The following is a 24661-nucleotide window of genomic DNA, read 5'->3' as shown; positions in this document are numbered from 1 at the left end:
CTTTAATGGGATTTTTGAAATTTTTGGGATTTTTCCCATTTCGGCCTAAATGGGCATGATGGCTGCGTCGATGGGATCACGCGAACTCAGTTGACGGTGAAACGTCCGGCGAAACGTCCGACGATTTTCACATCGTCCGCCGCCGCCTCATAGGGGGTGTAGCTCGGATTCGCGGAAATGACGCGGATACGCATCGGGTCCGAACCCATGACCATCTGCAACCTCTTGATCACCAGGCCATAACCGTCCCAGAGCGCGAAAATGCCTTCGGGACTCGGAATGGTGTAGCGCAGGTCGATGAACACCCGGTCGCCTTCGAACAGGCGCGGTTCCATCGAATCGCCGATCACCTCGAACACCCGGACATGACGGGCGCTGGCGTGCAAAACCCCCTGCATGATCGCTGGAGGCAGGCTCCATTCGGCGGCTATCGCTTCGGCGGCATAGACATTGCCGCTCTCGTCATGGACGAAGGCCTCGACCGGCACGCCGCCACCGCCCGCGCCAGCGCGCACATCCACTTCGAAAATGGTCGAGGCGGCGTCGGTCGAGGCGCTGTCCACCATCTTGAGATCGACGCTGGTGTCGAGGCGCCGGCGCGGCGGCTTGTCGGGGGCGAATTCGCCGCCCGCCTCCTCGGCGCCGGTAATCAGCCAGTCGAGCGAGCGCCCAAGCGCCGAAGCCAGCTTGTGCAAGGCCGGCAGCGAACCGCCGCGCCCGCGCTTGAGCGCGTCGCGCACATAGGTCTCGCCAAGGCCAGCCAGTTTCGACAGGCCCTTCATGTCGAGGCCCTGCCGATCCATTTCGGCCCGAACGCGGTTTTTGATCGCCTCATCCATGATGGGATATTTCCCATATTTTCACCCCGCCGTCCAGTGGGATTTTTCCCATTGACACGATCAGATTGTTCATCTTATGTTCTTTTTGCCGTCCCAAAACGGCAAGACCTCTTCCCCTCTCCCCCATGGCGGCGTCATGACCCTCCTCGCTCCGTTTTGCGTAATCTCGCCTTTTTCCTCCACCAAAGTAATCGTTCCACGCGCTGGCGCTCGCCCCTTGCGGGTCGAAATGGCCCGACCGCGCGCGGCGACCCCCAAAACCGGGCAATTCGGTCTCAGCGCCGAGCCGCGCCAGCCGGCGCAAAAAATTACCCTGCACGCGCCGCCGCCGCCCCCCCCCTCCCTGCTCTATGTGCGGACGGCGCAGGGCCTCGCGCCTTCGGAAGCCTATGAGGACTGGCTGGATATGGCGCAGAAACGTCTCAGCCAGCAAAGGCCCGGGCGCATCGCCGCGACCTATGCCCTCGAAATCATGGCGCCGCGCAATGCGCGCACGCGGCAGTTCGGGGCGATGGAGCGGCCGCTGGTCGAATTGCTGGCGCGCTGTCGCATTATCCGACGCGGCCTTAGTCCGGATAAATTCGTCGCCTGCTACGGCGGCAATCCCGGCGGCGAATTGACGCTCACGCTGAGCGATTTTTCCGCGCTCTGACACTTTTTTTGAAAAATGGGGAAATACGCCATGCACAAGCGGCGCAAGACCAGAATTTCCTTGGCGAAACTCGCCTGCACGGAGCCGCCGTCCACTGATAGACAGGCGCGGCGGATGCTGGAGACTTTTCGCAACACCGGCTATCGCAAGCCGGAAGGGCCGAGCGTCGAACGCCTTCTCAGGGCTGGCGAGGGCGCGAAAGTCGAAACTTTTTCAGAAATCGTCGAGGTCGCGCAGGGCGACAAGTTCGAAGCCGTCACTGTCGATTTCGTGCGCATGCGCATGGACGACGGGCCATTGGCCCGGCTGCGCGACCGCAACCAACTCGACCGCGACGACCGCGCGAAAAATCTTGCGATGGCGCAGGCGGGCGAAAAATACCGCCATGATTTTTTTCGCGCCGGGCTCGATCCGCTGCGCGCGCTCGATCCGTCGCAGGAAGTCGCCGCCGCCTATTCGCCCAACGGCCTTTGGCGCTGCGAGAGCCAGATCGAGGCGCTGCAGAAATTTCGCGCCGCGCGCGAGGCGATACCGGATGATTTTCGCGAACCCTTGGCGGCCATCGTGCTCAACGACCGCGAGCCGGTCGAGATCGGGCGCGAAGTCGGCGCCTATCGCGACGCCAAGATGGCTGGCGCCGTGGCCCTGTTCATCCTGCGCCGCGGCCTGAACGCCCTGGCGCGGCATTACCGGATGATTTCACCTCACGAAGCGTCATTGAAATCGGGCCTATGAACCGAACGAGTTAGCCTTAGCCCCGGCTCAGCCTCCGCGCCAATTCCTGCGCCATCGCCAGTTCCTCCGCGAAAGGACCTTCGGCGGCGACCCGCATTTGGCTTGCACAGAAAAGTCCTTGCGAACCAAAACGGGCGCGGATGGATTCTTCGATCCATGCCTTTTGCTGTGCGGCGCGGCGACGCGACAGCGCGCCCGAACCTTCCGCCCAAAGGCGATGCTCCGCCAAGGCCTCGTGAAGCTCGCCGACCCCGACGCCGGTCGTGGCCGAAGCCAGAATCACCGGCACGCGCCAGTCGTCGTCGCGTTCGAACAGGGTCAGCGCGCCCTCGACCTCGCTTTTGGCGCGCCGCGCCGCATCCCCCATATCCGCCTTGGTGACGACGACGATGTCCGGCAATTCCATCACGCCGGCCTTCATGAATTGCAGACTGTCGCCCGAACCAGGCTGGACGCAGAGAATGACGCTGTCGACGGCGAAGGAAATATCGGCCTCCGACTGGCCGATACCGACGCTTTCGATCAATACGCGGTCGAACAGGGCGCGCATGAGGGCCGCAGCGGCGATGGTCTGGTCGGACAGGCCGCCGAGCCGGTCGCGCGCCGCCATCGAGCGGACGAATACGCCCTGGTCGTCCGGGTCGGTCGCCATCCGCGCGCGGTCGCCCAAAAGGGCGCCGCCGGTGCGCCGCGAAGACGGATCGACCGCGATCACTCCCACCGTCTCGCCGCGCGCCCGCCAGTCGCGCAACAAGGCGTTGGTGAGCGTCGATTTGCCGACGCCGGGCGGGCCGGTAAGCCCCGCCGCATGGGCGCGCGTTTGCGCCAGCGCGGCGTCAAGCAGGCGCGCCAGTTCCGCGCTTCCCTCGTGAGTCTCGATCAGCGCCAGCGCGCGCGATAGCCCGCGCTTGCCGCCGGCTGCGATGGAAGCGAGATCGGGAAAAGGCGCGCTCAATTGGCTCTCCGTGCTTGGCCGGCAGCGTCCCGGAGTATCCTCAGGCGAAGCGGAACCCGGATCGCTTTAAGAAAACGCGTAAAAACGGGGATCCAGGATCCCGATCTGAATCTATCGGATCGGGACTCGGGTGAGAAGCGCCCGTTCTGGCAAGAGCGGCCGCCGGAAACGACGCCCGCGCGCGACCTGGATATTTCGCTATTCGCCCATGGCATGAAGAATGATTTCACGCCTGTGCGGCGTCCGGCGGTGTTCGAACAGATAAATCCCCTGCCACGTCCCCAGCAGCAACGCGCCTTCGGCGAAGGGGATGGTAAGGCTGCTCTGCGTTAGGGCGGCGCGCAAATGCGCCGGCATGTCGTCCGGCCCCTCGTTCTCATGCCGATACAGCCCGCGCCCTTCCGGCGCGAGTTTTTCGAAAAACGCCTCCAGATCGTCGAGAACGGTCGGATCGGCGTTTTCCTGAATCAGCAAGGACGCCGAAGTGTGGCGGCAGAAGACGGTGATCTGGCCGAGAGCCAGCCCGCTGGCGCGAACGAACCTCGTCGCATCCCCGGTAAATTCATGGAATCCGCGTCCGCTTGTCGTCACCGCGAGCTTATGCTGCAAATGGCGCATGGCGCTCCAACATCGCGGCGCTCCCCTGGTCCCGCGACGGGAAAAGGGAAGCGCCCGCGTCCTGTGCCCAAATCCGACGGATCACGCCGTCGATGAGGCGGCCTTGCCGAGCGCCGCCTGCGCCGCGGCGAGGCGCGCAATCGGAACGCGATAGGGCGAGCAGGAGACATAATCCAGCCGGGTCTTTTCGCAGAAAGCGATCGAGGCCGGATCGCCGCCATGTTCGCCGCAAATACCGAGTTTGATTCCGTCGCGCGTCTTGCGGCCGCGTTCTGCCGCCAGCGCCACCAACTCGCCAACGCCATCGACGTCGATCGAGACAAACGGGTCCAGCGGAAGAATGCCCTTCGCGACGTAGGTTCCCAGGAAGGAGCCGGCGTCGTCGCGCGAAATGCCCAGCGTCGTCTGGGTCAGATCGTTGGTGCCGAAAGAGAAGAATTCCGCCGTCTCGGCGATCTCGTGGGCGCGCAAGGCGGCGCGCGGCAGTTCGATCATCGTGCCGACATGATAGGGAATGGTGACGCCCTTTTCCTTGGCCACGGCCACCGCCATGGCGTCGATGCGCGCCTTGACCAGATCGAGTTCCCGCTTCGAAAGCACAAGCGGCACCATGATTTCGGCAATGACCGGCTCCCCGGTCTTTGCCTGCGCCTCGACTGCGCCTTCAAAAATGGCGCGGGCCTGCATTTCGGCGATTTCCGGAAAGGCGATGGCAAGGCGCACGCCCCGGAAGCCCAGCATGGGGTTGAATTCATGCAATTCGTCGGCGCGGCGCTTCAGCTTTTCCGGCGTCGTCCCTATGGCGGCGGCGACTTCGGCGATTTCCGCCCCCGTGTGGGGCAGAAATTCATGCAGAGGCGGATCGAGCAGGCGGATGGTCACCGGCAATCCATGCATGATCTCGAACAGCGAGGCGAAATCAGACCTCTGCATCGGCAGGATCTTGGCCAGGGCGGCCCGGCGGCCTTCCTCGTCTTCGGCCAAAATCATTTCGCGCACCGCGATAATGCGGTCACTGTCGAAGAACATATGTTCGGTCCGGCACAGGCCGATGCCCTCGGCGCCGAATTGCCGCGCGATGCGGGCGTCGGCGGGCGTGTCGGCGTTGGCGCGAACCTTCAGGCGACGCGCCTTGTCGGCCCATCCCATCAACTCCGCGAATTCGCCGGAAAGCTCGGGCTGCAGCATGGGCACGGCGCCTTCCAGCACCTGGCCGGTGGTTCCGTCGACGGTGATGATGTCGCCCTTGTTGAAGGTGCGGCCCTGCGAGTTCAGGGTCTGCGTCGCATAATCGACGCGCACCGATCCGGCGCCGGAAACGCAAGGCTTGCCCATGCCGCGCGCCACCACGGCCGCGTGGGAGGTCATGCCGCCGCGCGTCGTCAGAATGCCTTCGGCCGCATGCATGCCCGCAATATCCTCCGGCGAGGTTTCGACGCGCACCAGAATGACTTTGCGCCCTGCCGCCTTCTGCGTTTCCGCCTCCTCGGAGGAGAACACGATCTCGCCGCAGGCGGCGCCGGGCGAGGCCGGCAGGCCGGTGGCGATGATCTTGCGCTCGGCTTTCGGATCGAGGGTCGGATGCAGCAATTGGTCGAGCGAAGCCGGTTCGATGCGGGAAATCGCCTCTTCGCGGGTGATCAGGCCCGAAGCAGCCATTTCAACCGCGATGCGCAGGGCGGCGCGGCCGGTGCGCTTGCCGTTGCGGGTCTGCAGCATCCAGAATTTGCCGCGCTCGACGGTGAACTCCATATCCTGCATGTCGCGGTAATGGAGTTCCAGAAGCTTGGTCGCGCGGATGAATTCGTTGAAAACCGTGGGCATCACGGTCTCCATCGACGGCTTGTCCGAATTGGCGGCGATTCGCGCGACTTCGGTGATGTTTTGCGGCGTGCGAATGCCGGCGACCACGTCCTCACCCTGGGCGTTGACCAGGAATTCGCCGTAAAGCGCGTTTTCGCCGGTCGCGGGACTGCGGGTGAAGGCGACGCCGGTTGCCGAGGTGTCGCCCATGTTGCCGAACACCATGGCCTGGACATTAACCGCCGTACCCCAGCTTGCGGGAATATCGTGGAGGCGGCGATAGGTGATGGCGCGCTGGTTCATCCAGGAGGAGAACACGGCGCCGATCGCGCCCCAGAGCTGTTCGCGCGGATCGAGCGGGAAGGGCTTTTCCGTCTCGCGTTCCACCGCCTCCTTGTAGCTGGCGACGATATTGCGCCAGTCGCCCGCCGTCAGGTCCGTGTCCTGGAAATAACCCTTATGATCTTTGTAGACCTCGAGAATTTCCTCGAAATTATGATGCTCGACGCCGAGCACCACGTTGGAATACATCTGAATGAAGCGGCGGTAGGAATCCCAGGCGAATCTTTCGTCGCCGGACGATTTGGCCACGGCCTCGACCGTCACGTCGTTGAGGCCGAGATTGAGCACCGTGTCCATCATGCCCGGCATCGAGGCGCGGGCGCCCGAACGGACCGACACCAGCAGCGGGTTCGCCGGATCGGCGAACACATGGCCGGCCAGAGCGCCGACATGGTCCAGCGCCGCTTCGACCTGCTCCTTGAGGTCGGGCGGGAAGGTTTGGCCATTCTCGTAATAATAGGTGCAGACTTCCGTCGAAATGGTGAAACCGGGAGGCACTGGAAGGCCGAGATTGGCCATTTCCGCCAGATTGGCCCCCTTGCCGCCAAGGAGGTTCTTCATAGCGCTGGCGCCTTCAGCCTTTCCGTCGCCAAATGAATAGACCCATTTCGCCATTTTTTATTTCCTTTGCGACCTGCGATGGCCTGCTTGATTCCGCCAGAATTCTGACGGGGAGGATTGATCCGTGCTGCGGATTGAATTGGAGGCTTGATTTGGATTGAGTGTTTGATTGAGCCTACAGAGCATTTTATCAACCGCCAAGGTCCGAGGCAATGGCGGGCGCAGCGGCAAACAGGGCGATTTCCGGGTAAGTAATCCTAATTGTTTAACGTCCAAACGTCGCGGCGCGGCGGCTGTCGCCGGAGTCAACGCCGCAACCGGAGACCGAGCGCGATCCAACTCGACCCGTAAAACACCAGATCGACGCCGAACAGGGTTCCAAGAATGATCATCGTATTGCCCGGCCATCCGGCCAGGATCAATACGCCGAGCAGGGTCGTGACCGCGCCGGCCAGCACGACAAAGGCCTTGGGGCCGGCCGGAAGCATGAAGCCAAGCCAGATCCGCGCGAGGCCGGCGACGAGGAAGCCAACGCCGACCACAGCAGTCAGGACCGCGGCCGCGACTTCCGGGCGGGCCAGGGCAAAAGCGCCAAACACCAAATAGAAGAGGCCACTGATCAACCAGAGAAAAAACGACGGCCAGTCGCGCGAATTGAAACCAAGCAGGATTTCCGCTCCGCCGGCGACGACCAGCATAAGCGCGATCAAAAACACCACGGCCAGCGACGAGGCCTCGACCAGTCCCAGGGCCAGCACGCCGAACAACACGCAGAGCGCGCCATAGGCGACCAGCCAGCCCCATCTCGATCTGAGCTTTTCGACCGCCCGCCCGAGCGAATGCGGCCCTTCGAAATCTCTTGGAGTCCTGCTCATTCCCGCCTCGCGCTCCGCCTGAAAAAGCCCGGCCTTGAGCTATTTCGGGGTCGATCAAAGCCGCAGCCATCCGCCGCGTCAAGCCTCGCGCGCGCTGATCGCCGTCGCCGCGCCATTAAACTAAATTCACGCCTCTGATTGCCCCTGCCGCCCGTTGCGTGTAAAGCAGCGTCTGGTCCGCGCCACAAAGGGCGGATCCGCGATCGAGTATGCCGTGAACAGAAAATCGACAACTCCCTTGCTCGACAAGGTGCAATTTCCCGCCGATCTCCGCCTCCTGCCGGAAAGTGACTTGGCCGCTTTCTCCGAGGAAGTCCGCCGTGCGACCATCGACGCCGTGTCGGTAACCGGGGGCCATTTGGGCTCAAGCCTTGGCGTGGTCGAACTGACGGTGGCGTTGCATTATATCTTTGATACGCCGAAAGACCGCATCATCTGGGATGTCGGCCACCAGGCCTATCCGCACAAGATCGTCACCGGCCGGCGCGACCGCATCAAGACCTTGCGTCAGGGCGGCGGTCTTTCAGGCTTTACCAAAAGGGCGGAAAGCGAATACGACCCTTTCGGCGCCGCCCATTCCTCGACCTCGATTTCGGCGGGCCTCGGAATGGCTGTGGCGCGGGATCTGTCGGGCGCCGACAATAACGTCATCGCGGTGATCGGCGACGGTTCGATGTCCGCGGGCATGGCCTACGAAGCGATGAACAACGCCGGAGCCATTCATTCGCGCCTGATCGTCATCCTCAACGACAACGACATGTCCATCGCCCCTCCGGTCGGGGCCATGTCGGCCTATCTCGCCCGGCTGTCGTCGGGCCGCACCTTCCTGAAATTGCGCGACGCCGGCAAGTCGATCGTCCGCCATCTGCCGAAAGGCGTGGATCGCGCCCTCACCCGCGTGGTGGAGCATGCCCGCACCTTCGTCACCGGCGGCACCCTGTTCGAGGAAATGGGATTCTATTATGTCGGCCCGATCGACGGGCATAATCTCGACCATCTGCTCCCGGTGCTGAAAAACGTCCGGGACGCCCATGTCGGCGATCCCGTGCTGATCCATGTCGTGACCAAGAAGGGCAAGGGCTATGCGCCGGCGGAAGCCGCGGCCGACAAATATCACGGCGTCAACAAATTCGACGTGATCACCGGCGCCCAGGTCAAGCCCAAGGCCAACGCCCCGTCCTATACCAAGGTTTTCGGCCAGGCTTTGGTCAAGGAAGGTGAGAAGGACGACAAGATCGTCGCCATCACCGCCGCCATGCCAAGCGGCACCGGGATCGACTACTTCCAGAAGGCCTTTCCGAAGCGCTCCTTCGACGTCGGCATCGCCGAACAACATGCCGTGACTTTCGCCGCCGGCCTCGCGGCGGAAGGGTACAAGCCATTCTGCGCGATCTATTCGACCTTCCTGCAGCGCGGCTACGATCAGGTTGTCCACGATGTGGCGATCCAGAATCTTCCCGTGCGCTTCGCCCTCGACCGCGCAGGTCTTGTCGGCGCCGACGGCGCAACCCATGCCGGCTCCTTCGATGTCGCCTATCTCGGGATTTTGCCCAATTTCGTGATCATGGCCGCCGCCGACGAGGTCGAACTGGTCCATATGGTCGCCACCGCCGCTGCGCACGATTCCGGACCCATTGCGCTGCGCTATCCGCGCGGCGACGGCGTGGGCCTGGAAATGCCGCAGGAGGGCGTCCCGCTCGAAATCGGCAAGGGCCGCGTGATGCGCCAAGGCGACAAGGTGGCGATTTTGTCGCTCGGCTGCCGTCTGGCGGAAGCCCTCGAAGCCGCCGATCTGCTCGCCGCGCAGGGGATCTCGGCGACTGTGGCCGACGCGCGTTTCGCCAAGCCGCTCGATATCGAACTGCTTCACTCGCTCGCTTCCAACCACGAAGTGCTGATCACCATCGAGGAGGGCTCGGTCGGCGGCTTTGGCTCCTTCGTGATGCAGCAATTGGCCGAGGACGGCTTTCTCGACAAGGGCTTGCGCATGCGCAGCATGGTGCTGCCCGACGTGTTTCTCGAACAGGACAAGCCGGAACTGCTTTACGCCCGCGCCGGCCTCGACGCGAAAGGCATTGTCGCCAAGGTGTTCCAGGCGCTCGGACGCCCGGTGTCGGAAGCCAAAACCGCCTGAGCGCGTCGCGGCCGCTAGAGCCTTGTCCGATCCGATCGAATCGGATCTGGGCTCTAGTTGTTTGTTTTTACGCGTTTTCTTAACGCGAGCCGGGTCCACTTCGCTGGAAAACGCTTTGGAACGTCGCAATCGAAAGGCGAAGCCATGAGCGCCCGACGCGCCGATATCGCCTTGGTGGAGCGCGGGTTTTTCGCCAGCCGCGCCAAGGCGCGCGAGGCCATCGAAGCCGGACTGGTCACGCTCGACGGACGACAGGTGGCAAAGCCGTCCGAACCCGTGGCTTCGGAAGCGAAACTCGACGCTCTGGCCCCTTACCCCTGGGTATCGCGTGGCGGCGTCAAACTGGCGGCGGCGCTTGACGCTTTCGGCTTCGATCCAGCGGGCAAACAGGCGCTCGACGTCGGCGCCTCGACCGGCGGCTTCACCCATGTCCTGCTTTCTCGTGGCGCGGCCCACGTCACCTGCGTCGATGTCGGCCACGGCCAGTTGCACCCGCTTATAGCCAGCGACTTCCGCGTAAATGCGCGGGAAAAATGCGACGCCCGCGCTCTTCGCGCCGAAGACCTCGCGCCGGCGCCGCAATTGATCGTCTGCGACGTGAGCTTCATTTCTCTGACGCTGGTCCTGCCCGGCGTTCTGGCGCTGGCGGCGGCACAAGCCGAAGCCGTGCTGCTGATCAAGCCGCAATTCGAGGCCGGGCCGGAAAACGTCAAAAAGGGGCTGGTCCGCGACGCAGGCGTGCGGCAGGCGGCTTGCGAAAAAATCGCCGGGCTGGTGAAAAGCCTCGGCTGGGAGATTTTTGGCCCGATCGACTCGCCCATTCAGGGCGGCGACGGCAATCGCGAGTTTCTGCTCGGAGCGCGGCGCCCATGATCGATCTGAACGCCCATTTGCATATCGAGCGCCTTGGCGCGCGCGGCGAGGGCGTTTCGCATGTCGGCGGGGGGCTGGTGTTCACGCCCTACGCCCTGCCCGGCGACGACATCCTCGCCGAGGTTGACGGCGAGCGCGGCAAGCTGGTGGAAATCGTAAAACCCTCGCTTGACCGCATCCCCGCGCCCTGCCCCCATTTCGGCCTGTGCGGCGGCTGCGCCGTGCAGACGCTCAAGCCTCCGGCCTATGCCGGTTGGAAACGCAACCTCGTCGTCGAGGCCCTGCGCAACGCCGGGGTGGAGGCGGAAGTCTCGGGCCTGCGCGAGGCCTGGGGCGATGGCCGGCGGCGCGCCACTTTCCACGCGCGCAACGACCAGCGCGACCAACCGCATGTCGGCTTCATGCAGGCGCGCGCCCATCGCATCGTCGAAATCGACGCCTGCCCGATCCTCGCGCCGGAATTTTCGCCGGCGATGCCGGTTTTACGCAAGATCGCCGGAATTCTGGCGCCTCTGGACAAGCCGCTCGATTTCGTCGTTACCGCCACGCGCAGCGGTCTCGACATCGACATTCGCGGCTGCGGAAACCTCGATTTCGCCGTCGAGCAGGCCTTGATCGCGGCGGCGAGCGCCTGCGATCTTGCCCGCATCGCCAATCATGGCGCCATTCTGGTCGAGCGCCGCCCGCCCTCCATCCGGATCGGACTCGCCACGGTCAATCCGCCGCCCGGCTGTTTCCTTCAGGCGACGGAAGCCGGCGAGAAAATGCTGGCGCATTTGGTCATCGAGGCGGTCGGCGCGGCGAAAAAGGCCGCCGATCTGTTTTGCGGCGTCGGAACCTTCGCGCTGCGGCTGGCCGAAAAGGCCGAGGTCACCTGTGTCGAAAGCGATCTGGAGGCGCTCGCCGCCAGCCTGCGCGCGGGGCGCGCCACGGCGGGTCTGCGCACGATCAAGGGAGAGGCGCGCGATCTTTTCATTCGCCCGCTGCTGGCCGGCGAATTGGCGGTCTTCGACGCCGTGGTGTTCGATCCGCCGCGCGCCGGCGCCGAGGCCCAGGCGCATGAACTGGCGAAAAGCCTCGTACCGACCGTCGTCGGCGTCTCCTGCAACGCCCAGACTTTCGCCCGCGACGCCAAAATCCTGATTTCCGGCGGCTATGATCTTGCAGGGGTGACGCCGGTGGACCAATTTCTCTATTCGCCGCATGTCGAATTGGTTGGCGTATTCAAGAAGGCGGCGGCCAAGGGGCGCAAACGCCGGTTGCTCGGCTGAAACTCTTGCAGCAATCCAACTCATGGGGCAAAGCAGGCGAAACCTCTTTTGACGGAAACGAAATGACCGAATTGTCCCCCGCCGAGGCCGCGAAGCAATTGGCTTCGATCGTCGGCGACAAATATGTGCTGACCGCGCCCGCCGACATGGAAGCCTTTTTGAGCGAACCGCGCGATCTCTGGCATGGCGCGGCGGCCTGCGTCGTGCGCCCCGGCTCGACCGGGGAAGTGGCGCAAATTCTGGCCTTCGCCGACACGCACGGCCTGAAAATCGTGCCGCAGGGCGGCAATACCGGCCTTGTCGGCGGCCAGACCCCCGACGGCTCGGGGCGGGAAATCCTGCTGTCGCTGGCCCGGCTCGACAAGATTCGCGAGATCGACCCCGAATCCAACACCATGATCGTCGAAGCCGGCGTCACTTTGCAAAGAGTGCAGGAAACGGCGGAAAGCGTCGACCGGCTGTTTCCGCTGTCGCTGGCCTCGGAGGGCTCCTGCACCATCGGCGGCAATCTGGCGTCGAACGCCGGCGGCACCGCCGTGCTCGCCTATGGCAACGCCCGCGACCTCGTCACCGGGCTGGAAGTCGTGCTGGCCGACGGGCAGGTGCTCGACAATCTGTCGAAGCTGCGCAAGGACAATACCGGCTATGACGTCAAACATGTGTTCATGGGCTCGGAAGGCACGCTCGGCGTGATCACGGCGGCGGTGCTCAAGCTTTATCCGCGTCCGCGCGGCGTCGAGACCGCGCTGATCGGCCTCGCCAGCGCGCAAGCCTGCCTCGATCTCCTGGGTCTGGCCCAGAGCATGGCCGGGCCGGACCTGAAGACCTTCGAATTCATGTCGCGTTTCGGCGTCGAGATCGTGGTCCGGCATTCGACCGGCACCCGCGAACCGCTCGAAGCCGCGCATCAATGGTATGTGCTGCTGGAACTGGCCTCGCAATCCGAGACCGGCCTCAACGACGTGATGATGAGCCTGCTCGAAGCGGCGTTTGAAAAGGAAATCGTCGAGGACGCGGCGGTGGCGGCCTCGCTCGACCAGCGCAAGGCCTTTTGGGCTTTGCGCGAAAATCTGTCGGAAATGCAGAAATTCGAGGGCGGCTCGATCAAGCACGACATTTGCGTGCCGGTGGCGCAGGTCCCGGCCTTTCTCGCCGACGCCCTTCCGGTGGTCGAGGCGACCATTCCCGGCGCGCGGCCGGTGCCCTTCGGCCATATGGGCGACGGCAATATCCACTTCAACGTCAGCCAACCTATCGGCGCCGACAAGCAAGCCTATCTTGGCCGCTGGGAAGAGCTGAACGCCAAGGTCCACGAAGTGGTGGCGAAATATCACGGCTCCATTTCCGCCGAACATGGCATTGGCGTCCTCAAGCGCGACCTTCTGCCGGCGGTCAAGGACAAGGTGGCGATGGAGGTGATGCGGCGGTTCAAGACCGCGCTCGACCCGAAGAATACGCTCAATCCGGGGAAGGTGCTGTAACCCTATTTCAACGCCATGGGCTCAGACGTATTGACAATGTAGATACGCAAGCTCATATTTTGCCTATGACAAAGGTCGGCACATTTTCATCAAACAATTCCGGTTCCGAGACCAGGGTGGTCGCGGGGCGGCCATCGCCAGATGCGAAGGGCAGCATCAATCTACGCATCGAGGCCCAAACCCGCCAGCTGATTGACGACGCCGCAGCCGTACTTGGAAAGACGCGAACCGAATTCATGATCGAAAGCGCCCGCAAGGCTGCGATCGACACGCTGCTGGACCTGCGCCTGTTCGTGCTCGATCCGGAACGCTACGACGCTTTTGTTCATGCGCTGGACAATCCGCCTGCGCCAGGGCCAAAGCTGCGTTCCTTGTTAAGCCGAAAGCCGGCATGGAAGGCGTGAAGTCCGATCCGCGAAGCCGACCGACAACCCTATCGGCGCCGGCTCCCTTGACGCCGGATCATGATACCGGCGAATTCGACTGCGGCGAGCCGGTTCTTGACGATTGGCTTAAAAACCGCGCTCTGAAGAACGAGAGCCGGTTTTCCCGCACCTATGTCGTCTGCGAAGGCAAAAAGGTCGTCGCCTATTTCTGCATTTCCGCCGGCTCGGTCGAACGCTCGATGGCTCCGGGAAAGTTGCGGCGCAATGCGCCCGAAGCTATCCCGGTTTCGATCATCGGTCGTCTGGCGGTCAGCCGCGACTATGCCGGCTGTGGTTTGGGCGCCGACTTATTGTCCGATGCGCTTCGTCGTGTCGCTGTCGCCTCCCAAACCATTGGCATAGGCGCCGTGCTCGTCCACGCCAAGGACGAAAGCGCGAAGCGCTTTTACCTCGGCTGCGCCGAGTTCACGGAATATCCGGCGGACAGCCGCACCCTGTTTCTACCCATCGAAACCGTAATCGCCGCTTTCAACGAAAGCGGCTAAGCTCGTCTTCACAGGCTTTTGGCGCGCTTGACGTTAGCGCAAACACATCGTCAGATTGGCCCCTAAATTTGGGGAGGGCCGCATGTCCAGATTCAAAGCGATCCGCATCGTCAAGGAGCCCGCCTACGCCGCCTCCTATTCCGAATTCGACGAAACGGAGCTGATGGACGGCGACGTCACCGTCCGCGTCAGCCATTCGACAGTCAATTACAAGGACGGGCTGGCGATCACAGGCAAATCCCCGGTGGTGCGGCGCTTTCCGATGATTCCGGGCATTGATTTCGCTGGCTTGGTCGAAACCTCCTCGCACAAGGATTTCAAGCCCGGCGACGCCGTGGTGCTGACCGGCTGGGGCGTCGGCGAAACCCATTTGGGCGGCTATGCCGAAAAAGCGCGGGTCAAGGGCGACTGGCTCGTCCCCTTGCCGCCCGGACTGACCGCCGCGCAGGCCATGGCCATCGGCACCGCCGGATTTACCGCCATGCTCGCAGTGCTGGCGCTCGAAAAAGCCGGCCTGACGCCGGATCGCGGCCCGGTCCTCGTCACCGGAGCGGCCGGCGGCGTCGGTTCGGTGGCGGTTTCCCTGCTCGCCACGGCGGGCTGGCGCGTCATCGCCTCGACCGGCAGGCCGGAAGAAGCGGATTTCCTCAAAAAACTCGGCGCCGCCGACATCATCGACCGCGCCGAGTTCTCAAACCCCGGCAGACCGCTCGGCAAGGAGCGCTGGGCGGCGGCGGTCGATTGCGTCGGTTCGCATACTTTGGCCAATGTGCTGGCGCAGACGTCTTTCGAAGGCGCGGTCGCCGCCTGCGGCCTCGCGCAGGGCATGGATCTGCCGACCTCAGTCGCGCCCTTCATTTTACGCGGCGTTTCGCTGCTCGGGATCGACAGCGTGATGAAACCCAAAGCCCCGCGCCTCATCGCCTGGGACCGGCTGGCGCGCGATCTCGACCGGGACAAACTCGGCCAGATCAGCACGACGATCGGCTATGGCGAGATCATCGACACGGCGAAGGAAATCCTCGAAGGCAAGGTGCGCGGTCGGGTGATTGTCGAGATCGGGTGAGGAATATTGCCGGGTTCGGGACAGGCTTGCGGCGGTCAATTCAGCTCGTATCGAAATCCCTCAGAACCGAGTCAAACAAATCGGACCAGGCTTGGTCATCCCCACTCCAGACAAAGGGCGTCATCGGGAAATCCAGACGACGCAGTGCGATGTGTTTGGAGCTCCTGGGAGCTATCCCAGAAGACGATGGGTTGGAAACGAGCAGACGCCAGTTCATTCCCGAACGCAAATTATCAAGGTGTGCGCCGAGACGCTCGCACTGCTCCCAATCCATGACTTCATCCGCCAGATTGAAGGCCATGGAACGGACAAAAAGAACAGAACTTACTTGTTTTATTGTTCCGCGCCATCTGGTGATTCTTCGCTGATATTTTTCTCTCACCTCTTCCATCGACGCATCGTTGCATTTGTTTTCTGGAAAATCGTGAAAAAATTTTATGCAAAACGCTGTATCTTCGACATAAGTTTCATGCTCTACCATGTTATCTTTACACAGAAATCCCTTGAAATCGCCGTCCAGCAGTTGAAGCAGACCATTCATCTGCGTGACAAGCCAGTCGAATGGGTAAGTTTCGGTCTGATCGAAGCGCCGTCTGATCTGATAGGCGGCGCCACACGCCAATCCCAAACTGATAACTTTGTCAAAGCGCATCGTTCATCCCGAATCATAAAATTTTCAGCGGCCTATTTATTTTTTGATTACAAAAGCGAAATAGCCGGAATACGCAATATTAAAAATGAAATAAAACGGATTTAGACTTCGAATCTTGTAAAGATCAAAAGCTTTGCTTCGTAGCTCCGTTGGCTTCCGCGCCAATACGTTCGCCGGCAAGCACGCCGCGCCTCTTGCTCAATTGCGCGCCGGCGTGATCCATGAAGGCGCGCACCCGCGCGGCGTGGCGCAGGTCGGGATGGGTCAGCAGCCACAGATCGGCGCCCTTTCCCGCCATGGGCTCGTCGGTGCAGACCAGTTCGGGATGCTGGTCGCCGATGAAGCGTGGCAGGAAGCCCACCCCCATGCCCTCGGCGATACATTTAGCGAGGCCGACCGTGGTGTTGCAGCGCATGGCGATGCGATGGGGCGGAATTTCCTTCTCGATCCAGTCGAACACCTCGACGCCGCCGAAATGTTCGTTGAAGGCGATATAGGGATGGCGCTCGTCGGCCGGATCGAAACCGGACTCGTAAATCGCGCGAGCCACATAGCGTCCCCAGACCGAGGAGCCGATCCGCCGCCCGACCAGAGTCTCCGGCGGCGCATAGGTCGAGCGCACGGCGATGTCCGCGTCGCGCCGCGACAAGTTCAGAGGCTGGTTGACCACCAGCACGTCGAGCTGGATGTCCGGAAAACTCTTGCGGAAACTCGCAAGAACCGGACTGAGCACATAATTGAAAAGCGCGTCATTGGTCGTCACCCGCAACAGGCCGGACGGCTTGTCGTCCCGCCCGGCGATCCGCCGCTCGAAATCGGTGACGTCGCGGCCCATGCGCTCAGCCAGCGCCACCATTTCCTGCCCTGCGGCGGTGGCGGCATAGCCGTTGCGCGAACGTTCGAACAATTTCGCACCGATCATCGCCTCCAACGCGCCGAGGCGGCGAAACACCGTCGAGTGATTGAGATTGAGCGCAGCCGCCGCGCCGACCAGCGAACCGGATTCGGCAATACCGCGCACAAGGCGAAAATCGTCCCAACTGATCTGATTCATCGCCCAAAAATGGGGCAAATCGTAACCAAGTTCAAGTCAGGCCGGAACTTTCAACATTTTCAATGTTTCGTGGAAACATGAAAATGCTGCAACTTTCTATTTAACCGCCAATGCTTTTCCGAAAAGTCTGCAACTTTTCGGGAACAGGCTTTAGCCGCGCGGCGCGGCGGCCCGCCGCAACCGGTCGTTGATCGCTTCGCCGAGATCGACGCAGGGGATCGGCGCCACGGCGATATGCATCGCGCCGCTTTCGTCCAGAGCCCGCAAAAAGGTGAACAGATGGGCCGCCGCCTCGGCCAGAACTTCGCGCGGCGACAGATCGAGCACGTTTCCCGCGGCGCCCGCGAAACGCCCGCCGAAATCCAGACCCGCCTCGCCCTCGCGCAAATTTTCCGCTTCGAGCCGCAACGACCCCCGCGGCGCGTAATGCGAGGCCAGAAGCCCCGGCGAAAGTGGTCGCTCGCCCTCGTCAAAGGCCACAGCGAACGCGCCGCCCAGAACCGCCTCCAAAGCTGCGCGGGAAAGGCCGCCGGGGCGCAGCAGGGCCGCCTTGCCGTCGAGCAAAGCGACAATCGTCGATTCGACGCCGATCCCACATGGCCCGCCGTCGATGACCGCGTCGATCCGCCCGCCGAGATCGGCCAGCACATGCGCCGGCGCGGTCGGGCTGACATGGCCGGATAAATTGGCCGAAGGCGCGGCGATGGGCCGGCCCGCCGCCGCCAGCAAAGCAAGCGCGACCGGATGATCGGGCACGCGCAGGCCGACGCTGCGAAGCCCGGCCCTGGCCAGGTCGCAGACGCTGGCGCCTGTCGCCTGCGGCAACACGAGAGTCAGCGGCCCCGGCCAGAAAGCCTCGGCAAGTTTTTCTGCCCGGACGTCGAAAATCCCCTCGCGCCGCGCCATGGCGATGTCCGCAACATGGGCGATCAGCGGATTGAAGCTCGGGCGGCCCTTGGCGCGATAGATTTCGGCCACCGCGCGCGCGTTGGTCGCGTCCGCGCCCAGGCCATAGACCGTCTCGGTGGGGAAGGCGACGAGACGGTTTTCGCGCAACATTTCGCTTGCCGCCGCCAGCCCCTCGGCGTCGGCGGCCAGCAGGCGCGTCGTGCGCGTATTTTTCTCGCTCATCAAGCGCAGTCCCGAATCCCGTCCAAAACCCTCAATTGACTTCGTCAGGCCCCTATGGTTCATATATGAACCTTTTGGCGTCGGCGACAGAAGGCGAAATGCAATCTACATTCGCTCGCCCAACCGCGAAAGCGCTGCGCAGATAAAGGTTTCGACCATGGCCGAAATAGAAATTTCCCGCTCGGGCGCGGTTCTGGAACTGACGTTGAACCGGCCGGCGAAAAAGAACGCCCTGACCAGCGACATGTATCGCCAATTGGCGGCCGGGTTGGAGGAGGCCGAAAGCGACGCCTCGATCGGCGCCGTTTTGATCAAGGCCGAGGGCGGGGTTTTCACCGCCGGCAACGATATCGCCGATTTCGTCCGCGCCGCGCAGGGCGGCGAGGCCCAGGCGGCGGTCGCCTTCGTGCGAAAAATTGCCCGCTTTTCCAAGCCGATGGTCGCCTGTGTCGAGGGCATTGCGGTCGGCGTCGGCGTCACCTTGCTGCTGCATTGCGACCTGATCTATGTTGCGCCCGACGCCCGGTTTTCGCTGCCTTTCGTCAATCTCGGCCTGCTGCCGGAAGCCGGCTCGTCGCTGCTGCTGCCGCGCCGCGTCGGAATGGCGCGGGCCAGCGCCTTGCTTTTGCTGGCGGAAAGCTTCGACGCCGGCGAGGCTTTGTCGGCGGGACTGGTCAACGCCGTTGTCGCCAACGATTCGCTGGTCGAATTCGCGCGCGGCAAAGCCGCCGCGCTGGCCGCCAAGCCGCGCGCCGCCCTGTTGCAGGCCCGCGCCTTCTTGCGCGGCGACACCGACGAGGTTTCCGCGCGGATCGAGGCCGAACTGGCGGCTTTCGGAGCGGCGCTGAAAACACCTGAAGCGCAGGCCGCGCTCGCCGCGTTCCTGAACAAAAGCAAATAAAGGGAGAGCAAAATGGCGGACCTCGCAGGCAAAACCTTGTTCATCACCGGGGCGTCGCGGGGCATCGGCCTCGCCATCGCTTTGCGCGCCGCGCGCGACGGGGCCAATGTCGCCATCGCCGCCAAGACGGCGGAGCCGCATCCCAAACTGACGGGCACGATTTTCACGGCGGCGAAGGAAGTCGAGGCCGCCGGAGGCAGAGCGCTGGCGCTGACGGTCGACGTGCGCGAGGAGGCGCAGGTCGCGCAAGCGCTGGCGCAAACGGCGGAAAAATTCGGCGGCGTCGACATCATCGTCAACAACGCCAGCGCCATTGCGCTCGGAAACAGCCAGCACGTCGACATGAAACGGTTCGACTTGATGCAACAGGTCAATGCGCGCGGCTCCTACATGACGACCAAACTCGCCGTTCCCTACCTTGTGCGATCTTCCAATCCGCATGTGCTGATGCTGGCGCCGCCGCTCGACATGAAGGAAAAATGGTTCGCGGCCCATACCGCCTATTCGATGGCCAAGTTCGGCATGAGCCTCGCCGTTCTCGGCCTTGCCGGCGAATTGCGGCCTGCGGGCGTCGCCGTCAACGCCCTGTGGCCGCGCACCACGATCGCCACGGCGGCGATCAATAATCTGCTGGGCGGCGAAAAACTGATGCGCGCCTCGCGCAAACCCGAAATCATGGCCGACGCGGCTTACGCGCTTTTCCTGAAAGCCAGCCGCGCATTTACCGGGCGTTTTTTGATCGACGACGTTTTCCTCAGCGAGAACGGGGTGACCGATTTCGACGCCTATCGCGTCGATCCGACTTCGCCGCTGGCGCCGGATTTTTTCGTTCCCGACGACACCCCTGTGCCCGCGGGCGTTTCGCTAAAGGCGCTGGCGTGATAGGAATCGTCCATCTCCAATGACACCGGAAGAGGGACGATGAAGATCGGAGTCGCCACGAAAGACTGGCTTGCGGTCAGCGGTCACGCCGGAAAGGCGACCTGCTGGCTGCTATACGATCTCGCGCAATATCGCCCCGGCGAGCCCTTGCCGCCGCCGACCCGGGTCGAATTGACCAAGGAGCAATTGTTCCATTATTTCGACGACAAAGGCCCCCACCCTCTCGATGGAATCGAGATCGCCGTGGCGGGCAGCGCCGGCGACGGCTTCATCCGGCACCTGCGCAAACGCGGCGCCGAAGTGCTGCTGACCGGCGAGACCGACCCAGCGACCGCCCTGACCCGCATCGCCTCCGGCGAAACCCTGCCGGACCAGCGCTTCGACATCACCACCAGCCTTTGCAAATTGCGCGACCTGTTTTCGCGGCATTGAGTTCTATTCGCGCGGCGCGAAAAACGATCCGCGCCGTCGGAAAAGCCAGCCGAGCAAATAGCCGACCATTGACAGAAAGCTGAAAACCATCAGTTCGAACGGAATATTGCCCAGCGCGGCGAACTCTTTCGCCGTGCTGTGGACGCCCGAATACATATAGTTGGCGGCGAAGGCCAGGGCCAGGATCGGCGCGGCGAGCCAGTAAAAGCCAATGCCGCGCCAGCCGATCAGCGCCGCCGCAACCAGAGCCGGAAAAGCGAGGCCATCGCCGAAATGTGCGACGGTTGCAAAAATGATCAATGAAAAAACGCGCACAACCAACAGCACGACATTCTCCGCGAAAAATTGACGAAAAAGTTTGCTTCTTCGCCACGCGCTTCGTTAAGAAGACCTTACCTTATCTTGAATCGAGACCCAATCCATGCCCGAGGTGATTTTCAACGGACCCGCCGGCCGTCTCGAAGGACGTTTCCACCAGTCCAAACAGCGCGGCGCGCCGATCGCGATCATTTTGCATCCACATCCGCAATTTGGCGGCACGATGAACAATCAAATCGTCTATCATCTTTATTATGCCTTCGCCGAGCGCGGTTTTTCGGTGCTGCGCTTCAATTTTCGCGGCGTCGGGCGATCGCAGGGCGCGTTCGACCATGGCCAGGGCGAATTGTCCGACGCGGCTTCGGCCCTCGACTGGGCGCAGTCGATCAGCCCGGAAGCGCGCTCCTGCTGGATAGCCGGCGTTTCGTTCGGTTCCTGGATCGGCATGCAATTGCTGATGCGCCGCCCGGAAATCGAAGGCTTCATCTGTATCGCGCCGCCGGCCAACCGTTTCGATTTTACGTTTCTCGCCCCCTGCCCTTCTTCCGGCCTGTTCGTCCATGGCGACCAGGACCGCGTCGCGCCGATCAAGGAAGTCACCGCCGTGATCGAAAAACTCAAGACACAGAAGGGTATCCAGATCGAACACGTAGCGGTCGAAGGCGCCAATCATTTCTTCGAGGACCGCGTCGACGAGTTGATTGCCAAGGTCGGAGTATATCTCGACAAGCGGCTCGGCAATCCTCCGCGCATCGCCATCGCCTCCCGCACCGACTGATATTTTTTGCCGCTTCCCGCGTAAGATAACAGGCGGGATCGTTGAAACGTCCTATCTTCAAATGCGTTTTACCGTTCCTGGTTTCGCAACTTTAGAGCCTTGCGCATCGGAGTGAATACGCCATGAGCCAAACGGACGCGATTTCGGCGGACCAAACCCCTATTTCTTGCGACGTTCTGGTCGCCGGGGCCGGCGCGGCCGGGCTTTCTGCCGCCCATGCCTTCGCAACTCAGGGCCGCAAGGTGGTGATCGTCGGCAAGATCGAGACCCATGCGGCGGGCCGCACCGTCGCCCTGTTCGAGGGTTCGCTCCGTTTCTTCCGGGCTCTCGACCTTTGGCAGGCTTGCGCCGTTCATGCGAACCCGATGGAGGGCATTCGCATGATTGACGACACCGGCTCGATCTTCCCCTCGACGCCGAGGGAATTCCGCTCGCGCGAAATCGACCTCGACGCATTCGGCGAGAATATCGAGAATAATGCGCTGGTCGCGGAACTGGCCGCAGCGGCGCGGAAAAACCCCGACATCACCTTGATCGAGGATCTGATCGATTCCTTCGAATTGAACTATCTGGGCGCGAGGGCGCGGCTCGCCTCGGGCGGTTATATCGAGGCCAAATTCGTCGTCGCCGGCGAAGGCCGCAATTCCCAGGCCCGGCAGATCGCCGGCATCACGGTCAAGACCTGGACCTACCCGCAGGTCGCCTTGACCGTGCTGCTGGCTCATGAGAAGCCGCATTACAATATTTCGACCGAATTCCACAAGCGTTCCGGTCCCTTCACCTTCGTTCCGCTGCGCGGACGCGAGGGCGCGCCGCATCGTTCCAGCCTAGTCTGGCTGGTGACGCCGCGCGACGCCCTGCGCCTGCAAGCGGAGTCGGCAGAAATGCTCGCGGCCGAGATCGAGGACGAATCCCATGGACTGCTCGGCGCCATCGCCATCGACGGGCCGCTCGGCTCCTTTCCGATGGGCGGGCTGAAAACCTCCCGCGTCACCGGACTGCGCATGGCGCTGATCGGCGAATCGGCGCATCTTTTTCCGCCGATCGGCGCGCAAGGGTTGAACCTGACCCTGCGCGACATCGCCAATCTCGTCGATTGCCTCGAAGGCGTCGATCTCGACGAGACCGACCGGATCACCCGCGCGCTCGAGGATTACGAGCGGCATCGCGCGCGCGACATCGGCCTGCGCGTCAATGGCGTCGATATTTTGAACCGCTCGCTGCTGGTCCATGCCCTACCGGTGGATTTCGCCCGAGCCGCCGCGCTTAATTTCTTCGCCGCCATCGGCCCCTTGCGGCGCGCCCTGATGCGTGAGGGCGTGACGCCGCATGGGTCGACGCCGAAGCTGATGCGCGCGCGCCCGCCCCTGCGCAGGACCAGGGTTCAGGTGGCGCAAAAGTTTTAGCGCTTCGCGCGGCAGCCGGCGCGCCGCTCCCCAGCGTCGGACTGAACGAAAGCCGGGCCTCGCTCGCCCTTTGACATGACCTTTCGTTCTGCTACTTTATGTAAGTGAATTACATAAAGAGGGGTACGAACGATGAAAGCACTTCGACCGGCCATGATGGCCGGCGCCCTGACGGTCATGATGACTGCATCCGGCAACGCCAATCTGCTCATCATCGGCAATGGCATCGGCGGCAAAGTCCCGGTGACCGATGGAGAGACCTTGTGGTCGCTGGTCGGCGGGGTCCAGACCAGCACGACCGCCGGTTACAACGCCAAAAACGCCATCCTGCGCAACTATATCGTGGCGACGAGCACGACCGGCGCGCATACAACCTTCTCGCTTGGCGAGATCGACCCGTTCTTTGGCGGGACGAATGGCGCGCCCTATATTGCGGTCAGCGGCGGCGTTTACACGCTGATCGACCCCAATCCCGGCGCCTCGGGACGCGACATCGGCAATCTGAAAAGCCTGCAGGTGATCGCCGCCCCGGCCTCCAAAGGCACGGGCGGCGGCCAGTCGGCCAAAGTCAATCTCTCGGGCAACGTCATTAATCCCGGCGCTTACACATTGAGCGACCTGAAGAACGATTTTGCGCCCGCGCAGACGACTTGGAGCGGCGTTACCTATGCGGGCGTTTCCTTTTTCAATTTCGTCAACGCAAGCCGAACCTCCGATATTACCGGCCAGATTGTCGTGACCACGGCGACCGACGGTTATGTCGTGACCTTGTCGCTGGCTGAACTCGACCCGTCGCTCGGCGGCAATCCCAACGACCTGCTGGCCTATGCGGCGACGAACACCGACTTCCCGGCCAATGGCGTCGCGCGCCTCGTGTTCCCCAACGACAACAGGCGCGGACGCTGGAATTCCAATCTCGACTTTGTGAGCGTGGGCGCCGCCGTGCCGGAGCCCTCGACCTGGGCGATGATGCTTTTGGGTTTAGGCGTTCTCGGCTTTGCGGGACGCCGACGGGCGAAGGCTTCGGTCGCGGCCTGAGCAAAAGCAACCGATCGAACCAGGAGAGGCCGCCGCATGGCGGTCTCTTTTTTTGCGCTTCAGCGGCATAAGCTCCATGATGCGGGCTTGGGCGGACAAGGAATCGCTCGCGGCAGCCATCCGCCGCCGTTCGCCGCCGGGAATTTTTCGATGCGCATCGCCACCTGGAACGTCAATTCGGTCCGCCAGAGAACCGAAGCCTTGCTCGCCTATTTGCAGGAGGTTCAGCCGGATGTCTTGTGCCTGCAGGAATTGAAATGCCAGGAAGCGGCTTTTCCGCGCCTCGAAATCGAATCGGCCGGCTATAACGTCGCCATCCACGGCCAGAAAAGCTATAATGGCGTCGCCATCCTGTCGAAAACGCCGTTCGAGACCTCCCTCGGCCTGCCCGGCGACGAAAGCGATGAACAATCGCGCTATATCGAGGCCGTCATTCCCCGCGGCCGGACGGTTGTGCGGGTCGGCTGTCTTTATCTACCGAACGGCAACCCCATCGAGAGCGAAAAATACACCTACAAACTCGCCTGGATGGACCGGCTCATCGCTCATGCCCGAAAACTTCTGGCCTTTGAGGAAATCCTGGTCCTGTGCGGCGATTACAATGTCATTCCCGACGCGCGCGATGTTTACGACCCCGCCGGCTGGATCGACGACGCCTTGTTCGCGCCGGGAACGCGCGAAAAGTTCCGGCAATTGCTGGCGCTGGGTTTTATCGACGCGCTGCGCGCCGCCACCGACGCGGCCAAAAACTATACGTTCTGGGATTATCAGGCCGGCGCTTGGCCGCGCGACCATGGCTTGCGCATCGACCATCTGCTGTTGTCGCCCCAGGCCGCCGACCGCCTCGCTTCGGTAGCCATCGACCGGGACATGCGGGCCCGCGAAAAGCCCTCCGACCATGTGCCGATTCGAATCGATCTGCGCGATTGACGC

The 24661-nt window shown here is 62.7% G+C and carries 25 protein-coding genes; 16 read left to right on the top strand and 9 right to left on the bottom strand.

Annotation, left to right across the window (positions count from 1 at the left end; translation table 11 throughout):
* Positions 1 to 86 precede the first annotated feature (86 nt).
* Entirely contained in the window at positions 87 to 839 is a 753-nt protein-coding gene (locus QZY01_RS14230; protein ID WP_294538089.1) for a S24 family peptidase, read from the bottom strand.
* A gap of 229 nt (positions 840 to 1068) precedes the next feature.
* Between QZY01_RS14230 and QZY01_RS14225 the strand changes: the two genes are divergently transcribed.
* Both QZY01_RS14225 and QZY01_RS14220 read left to right on the top strand, forming a co-directional pair.
* A complete protein-coding gene (locus QZY01_RS14225) occupies positions 1069 to 1491 on the top strand; it encodes a hypothetical protein (protein WP_294538087.1) in 423 nt (140 codons plus the stop codon).
* Between the two features lie 30 nt (positions 1492 to 1521).
* On the top strand, positions 1522 to 2226 hold the full coding sequence (locus QZY01_RS14220) for a hypothetical protein (protein WP_294538085.1): 705 nt from the start codon (positions 1522 to 1524) through the stop codon (positions 2224 to 2226).
* 16 nt (positions 2227 to 2242) lie between these two features.
* Here the strand turns inward: QZY01_RS14220 and meaB are convergent, their stop codons facing one another.
* The 4 genes from meaB to QZY01_RS14200 all read right to left on the bottom strand — a co-directional run bounded on the left by meaB (position 2243) and on the right by QZY01_RS14200 (position 7380).
* Positions 2243 to 3181, bottom strand: a complete 939-nt coding sequence (gene meaB, locus QZY01_RS14215) for a methylmalonyl Co-A mutase-associated GTPase MeaB (RefSeq protein ID WP_294538083.1) — start codon at positions 3179 to 3181, stop codon at positions 2243 to 2245.
* Between the two features lie 198 nt (positions 3182 to 3379).
* Positions 3380 to 3799 carry a secondary thiamine-phosphate synthase enzyme YjbQ gene (locus QZY01_RS14210; protein ID WP_294538080.1) on the bottom strand — a complete coding sequence of 140 codons (420 nt, stop codon included), beginning with the start codon at positions 3797 to 3799 and terminating at the stop codon, positions 3380 to 3382.
* Between the two features lie 81 nt (positions 3800 to 3880).
* A complete protein-coding gene (gene ppdK, locus QZY01_RS14205) occupies positions 3881 to 6559 on the bottom strand; it encodes a pyruvate, phosphate dikinase (RefSeq protein WP_294538078.1) in 2679 nt (892 codons plus the stop codon).
* 251 nt (positions 6560 to 6810) lie between these two features.
* A complete protein-coding gene (locus QZY01_RS14200; protein WP_294538077.1) occupies positions 6811 to 7380 on the bottom strand; it encodes a DUF308 domain-containing protein in 570 nt (189 codons plus the stop codon).
* A gap of 214 nt (positions 7381 to 7594) precedes the next feature.
* On the opposite strand from QZY01_RS14200, the gene dxs reads away from it, so the two are divergent.
* The 7 genes from dxs to QZY01_RS14165 all read left to right on the top strand — a co-directional run bounded on the left by dxs (position 7595) and on the right by QZY01_RS14165 (position 15136).
* Positions 7595 to 9514 (top strand): 1-deoxy-D-xylulose-5-phosphate synthase, encoded by a 1920-nt coding sequence (dxs, locus tag QZY01_RS14195; RefSeq protein WP_294538076.1) that lies wholly within the window; start codon positions 7595 to 7597, stop codon positions 9512 to 9514.
* A 144-nt stretch (positions 9515 to 9658) separates the two neighbouring features.
* Positions 9659 to 10387: a TlyA family RNA methyltransferase gene (locus QZY01_RS14190; protein WP_294538075.1), complete on the top strand. Its 729-nt coding sequence runs from the start codon at positions 9659 to 9661 to the stop codon at positions 10385 to 10387.
* Positions 10384 to 11658 carry a class I SAM-dependent RNA methyltransferase gene (locus tag QZY01_RS14185; protein WP_294538074.1) on the top strand — a complete coding sequence of 425 codons (1275 nt, stop codon included), beginning with the start codon at positions 10384 to 10386 and terminating at the stop codon, positions 11656 to 11658. The genes QZY01_RS14190 and QZY01_RS14185 overlap by 4 nt, the downstream gene beginning before the upstream one ends.
* Before the next feature lie 62 nt (positions 11659 to 11720).
* A complete protein-coding gene (locus QZY01_RS14180) occupies positions 11721 to 13139 on the top strand; it encodes an FAD-binding oxidoreductase (protein WP_294538073.1) in 1419 nt (472 codons plus the stop codon).
* Between the two features lie 116 nt (positions 13140 to 13255).
* Positions 13256 to 13543: a DUF1778 domain-containing protein gene (locus QZY01_RS14175; protein ID WP_294538072.1), complete on the top strand. Its 288-nt coding sequence runs from the start codon at positions 13256 to 13258 to the stop codon at positions 13541 to 13543.
* Positions 13531 to 14070: a GNAT family N-acetyltransferase gene (locus QZY01_RS14170; protein WP_294538071.1), complete on the top strand. Its 540-nt coding sequence runs from the start codon at positions 13531 to 13533 to the stop codon at positions 14068 to 14070. Before QZY01_RS14175 ends, QZY01_RS14170 begins: the two co-directional genes overlap by 13 nt.
* 82 nt (positions 14071 to 14152) lie before the next feature.
* Positions 14153 to 15136 (top strand): MDR family oxidoreductase, encoded by a 984-nt coding sequence (locus QZY01_RS14165; protein WP_294538070.1) that lies wholly within the window; start codon positions 14153 to 14155, stop codon positions 15134 to 15136.
* 40 nt (positions 15137 to 15176) lie between these two features.
* Here the strand turns inward: QZY01_RS14165 and QZY01_RS14160 are convergent, their stop codons facing one another.
* The 3 genes from QZY01_RS14160 to QZY01_RS14150 form a co-directional block, all read right to left on the bottom strand.
* Positions 15177 to 15788: a DUF1796 family putative cysteine peptidase gene (locus QZY01_RS14160; RefSeq protein WP_294538069.1), complete on the bottom strand. Its 612-nt coding sequence runs from the start codon at positions 15786 to 15788 to the stop codon at positions 15177 to 15179.
* 124 nt (positions 15789 to 15912) lie between these two features.
* Positions 15913 to 16842, bottom strand: a complete 930-nt coding sequence (locus QZY01_RS14155; RefSeq protein WP_294538068.1) for a LysR family transcriptional regulator — start codon at positions 16840 to 16842, stop codon at positions 15913 to 15915.
* Positions 16843 to 16992: 150 nt separating this feature from the next.
* On the bottom strand, positions 16993 to 17973 hold the full coding sequence (locus tag QZY01_RS14150; protein ID WP_294538067.1) for an L-threonylcarbamoyladenylate synthase: 981 nt from the start codon (positions 17971 to 17973) through the stop codon (positions 16993 to 16995).
* 157 nt (positions 17974 to 18130) lie between these two features.
* On the opposite strand from QZY01_RS14150, the gene QZY01_RS14145 reads away from it, so the two are divergent.
* From QZY01_RS14145 to QZY01_RS14135, 3 genes are read left to right on the top strand one after another with little or no spacing between them, the layout of a single operon-like run.
* The gene (locus QZY01_RS14145) at positions 18131 to 18874 is read left to right on the top strand and encodes an enoyl-CoA hydratase-related protein (RefSeq protein WP_294538066.1); all 744 of its coding nucleotides are present in this window, start codon (positions 18131 to 18133) and stop codon (positions 18872 to 18874) included.
* Between the two features lie 12 nt (positions 18875 to 18886).
* Positions 18887 to 19756 carry an NAD(P)-dependent oxidoreductase gene (locus QZY01_RS14140; protein WP_294538065.1) on the top strand — a complete coding sequence of 290 codons (870 nt, stop codon included), beginning with the start codon at positions 18887 to 18889 and terminating at the stop codon, positions 19754 to 19756.
* Positions 19757 to 19795: 39 nt separating this feature from the next.
* Positions 19796 to 20188, top strand: a complete 393-nt coding sequence (locus tag QZY01_RS14135) for a hypothetical protein (protein ID WP_294538064.1) — start codon at positions 19796 to 19798, stop codon at positions 20186 to 20188.
* Positions 20189 to 20191: 3 nt separating this feature from the next.
* Here QZY01_RS14135 and QZY01_RS14130 read toward each other — a convergent pair whose 3' ends face one another.
* Positions 20192 to 20515, bottom strand: coding sequence for a hypothetical protein (locus tag QZY01_RS14130; RefSeq protein WP_294538063.1), 324 nt, complete (start codon positions 20513 to 20515; stop codon positions 20192 to 20194).
* 94 nt (positions 20516 to 20609) lie between these two features.
* Between QZY01_RS14130 and QZY01_RS14125 the strand changes: the two genes are divergently transcribed.
* The 4 genes from QZY01_RS14125 to xth all read left to right on the top strand — a co-directional run bounded on the left by QZY01_RS14125 (position 20610) and on the right by xth (position 24658).
* Positions 20610 to 21284: an alpha/beta hydrolase gene (locus QZY01_RS14125; RefSeq protein ID WP_294538062.1), complete on the top strand. Its 675-nt coding sequence runs from the start codon at positions 20610 to 20612 to the stop codon at positions 21282 to 21284.
* Positions 21285 to 21406: 122 nt separating this feature from the next.
* A complete protein-coding gene (locus tag QZY01_RS14120) occupies positions 21407 to 22690 on the top strand; it encodes an FAD-dependent monooxygenase (RefSeq protein ID WP_294538061.1) in 1284 nt (427 codons plus the stop codon).
* A gap of 132 nt (positions 22691 to 22822) precedes the next feature.
* On the top strand, positions 22823 to 23728 hold the full coding sequence (locus tag QZY01_RS14115; protein ID WP_294538059.1) for a PEPxxWA-CTERM sorting domain-containing protein: 906 nt from the start codon (positions 22823 to 22825) through the stop codon (positions 23726 to 23728).
* A gap of 150 nt (positions 23729 to 23878) precedes the next feature.
* Positions 23879 to 24658: an exodeoxyribonuclease III gene (gene xth / locus QZY01_RS14110; RefSeq protein WP_294538058.1), complete on the top strand. Its 780-nt coding sequence runs from the start codon at positions 23879 to 23881 to the stop codon at positions 24656 to 24658.
* Positions 24659 to 24661: the final 3 nt, after the last annotated feature.

It is taken from the genome of uncultured Rhodoblastus sp., assembly GCF_903903185.1.
Classification (GTDB): domain Bacteria; phylum Pseudomonadota; class Alphaproteobacteria; order Rhizobiales; family Beijerinckiaceae; genus Rhodoblastus.
Note: the sequence above shows the minus strand (reverse complement) of the source record. Positions and strands in the feature narration are given on the sequence as shown.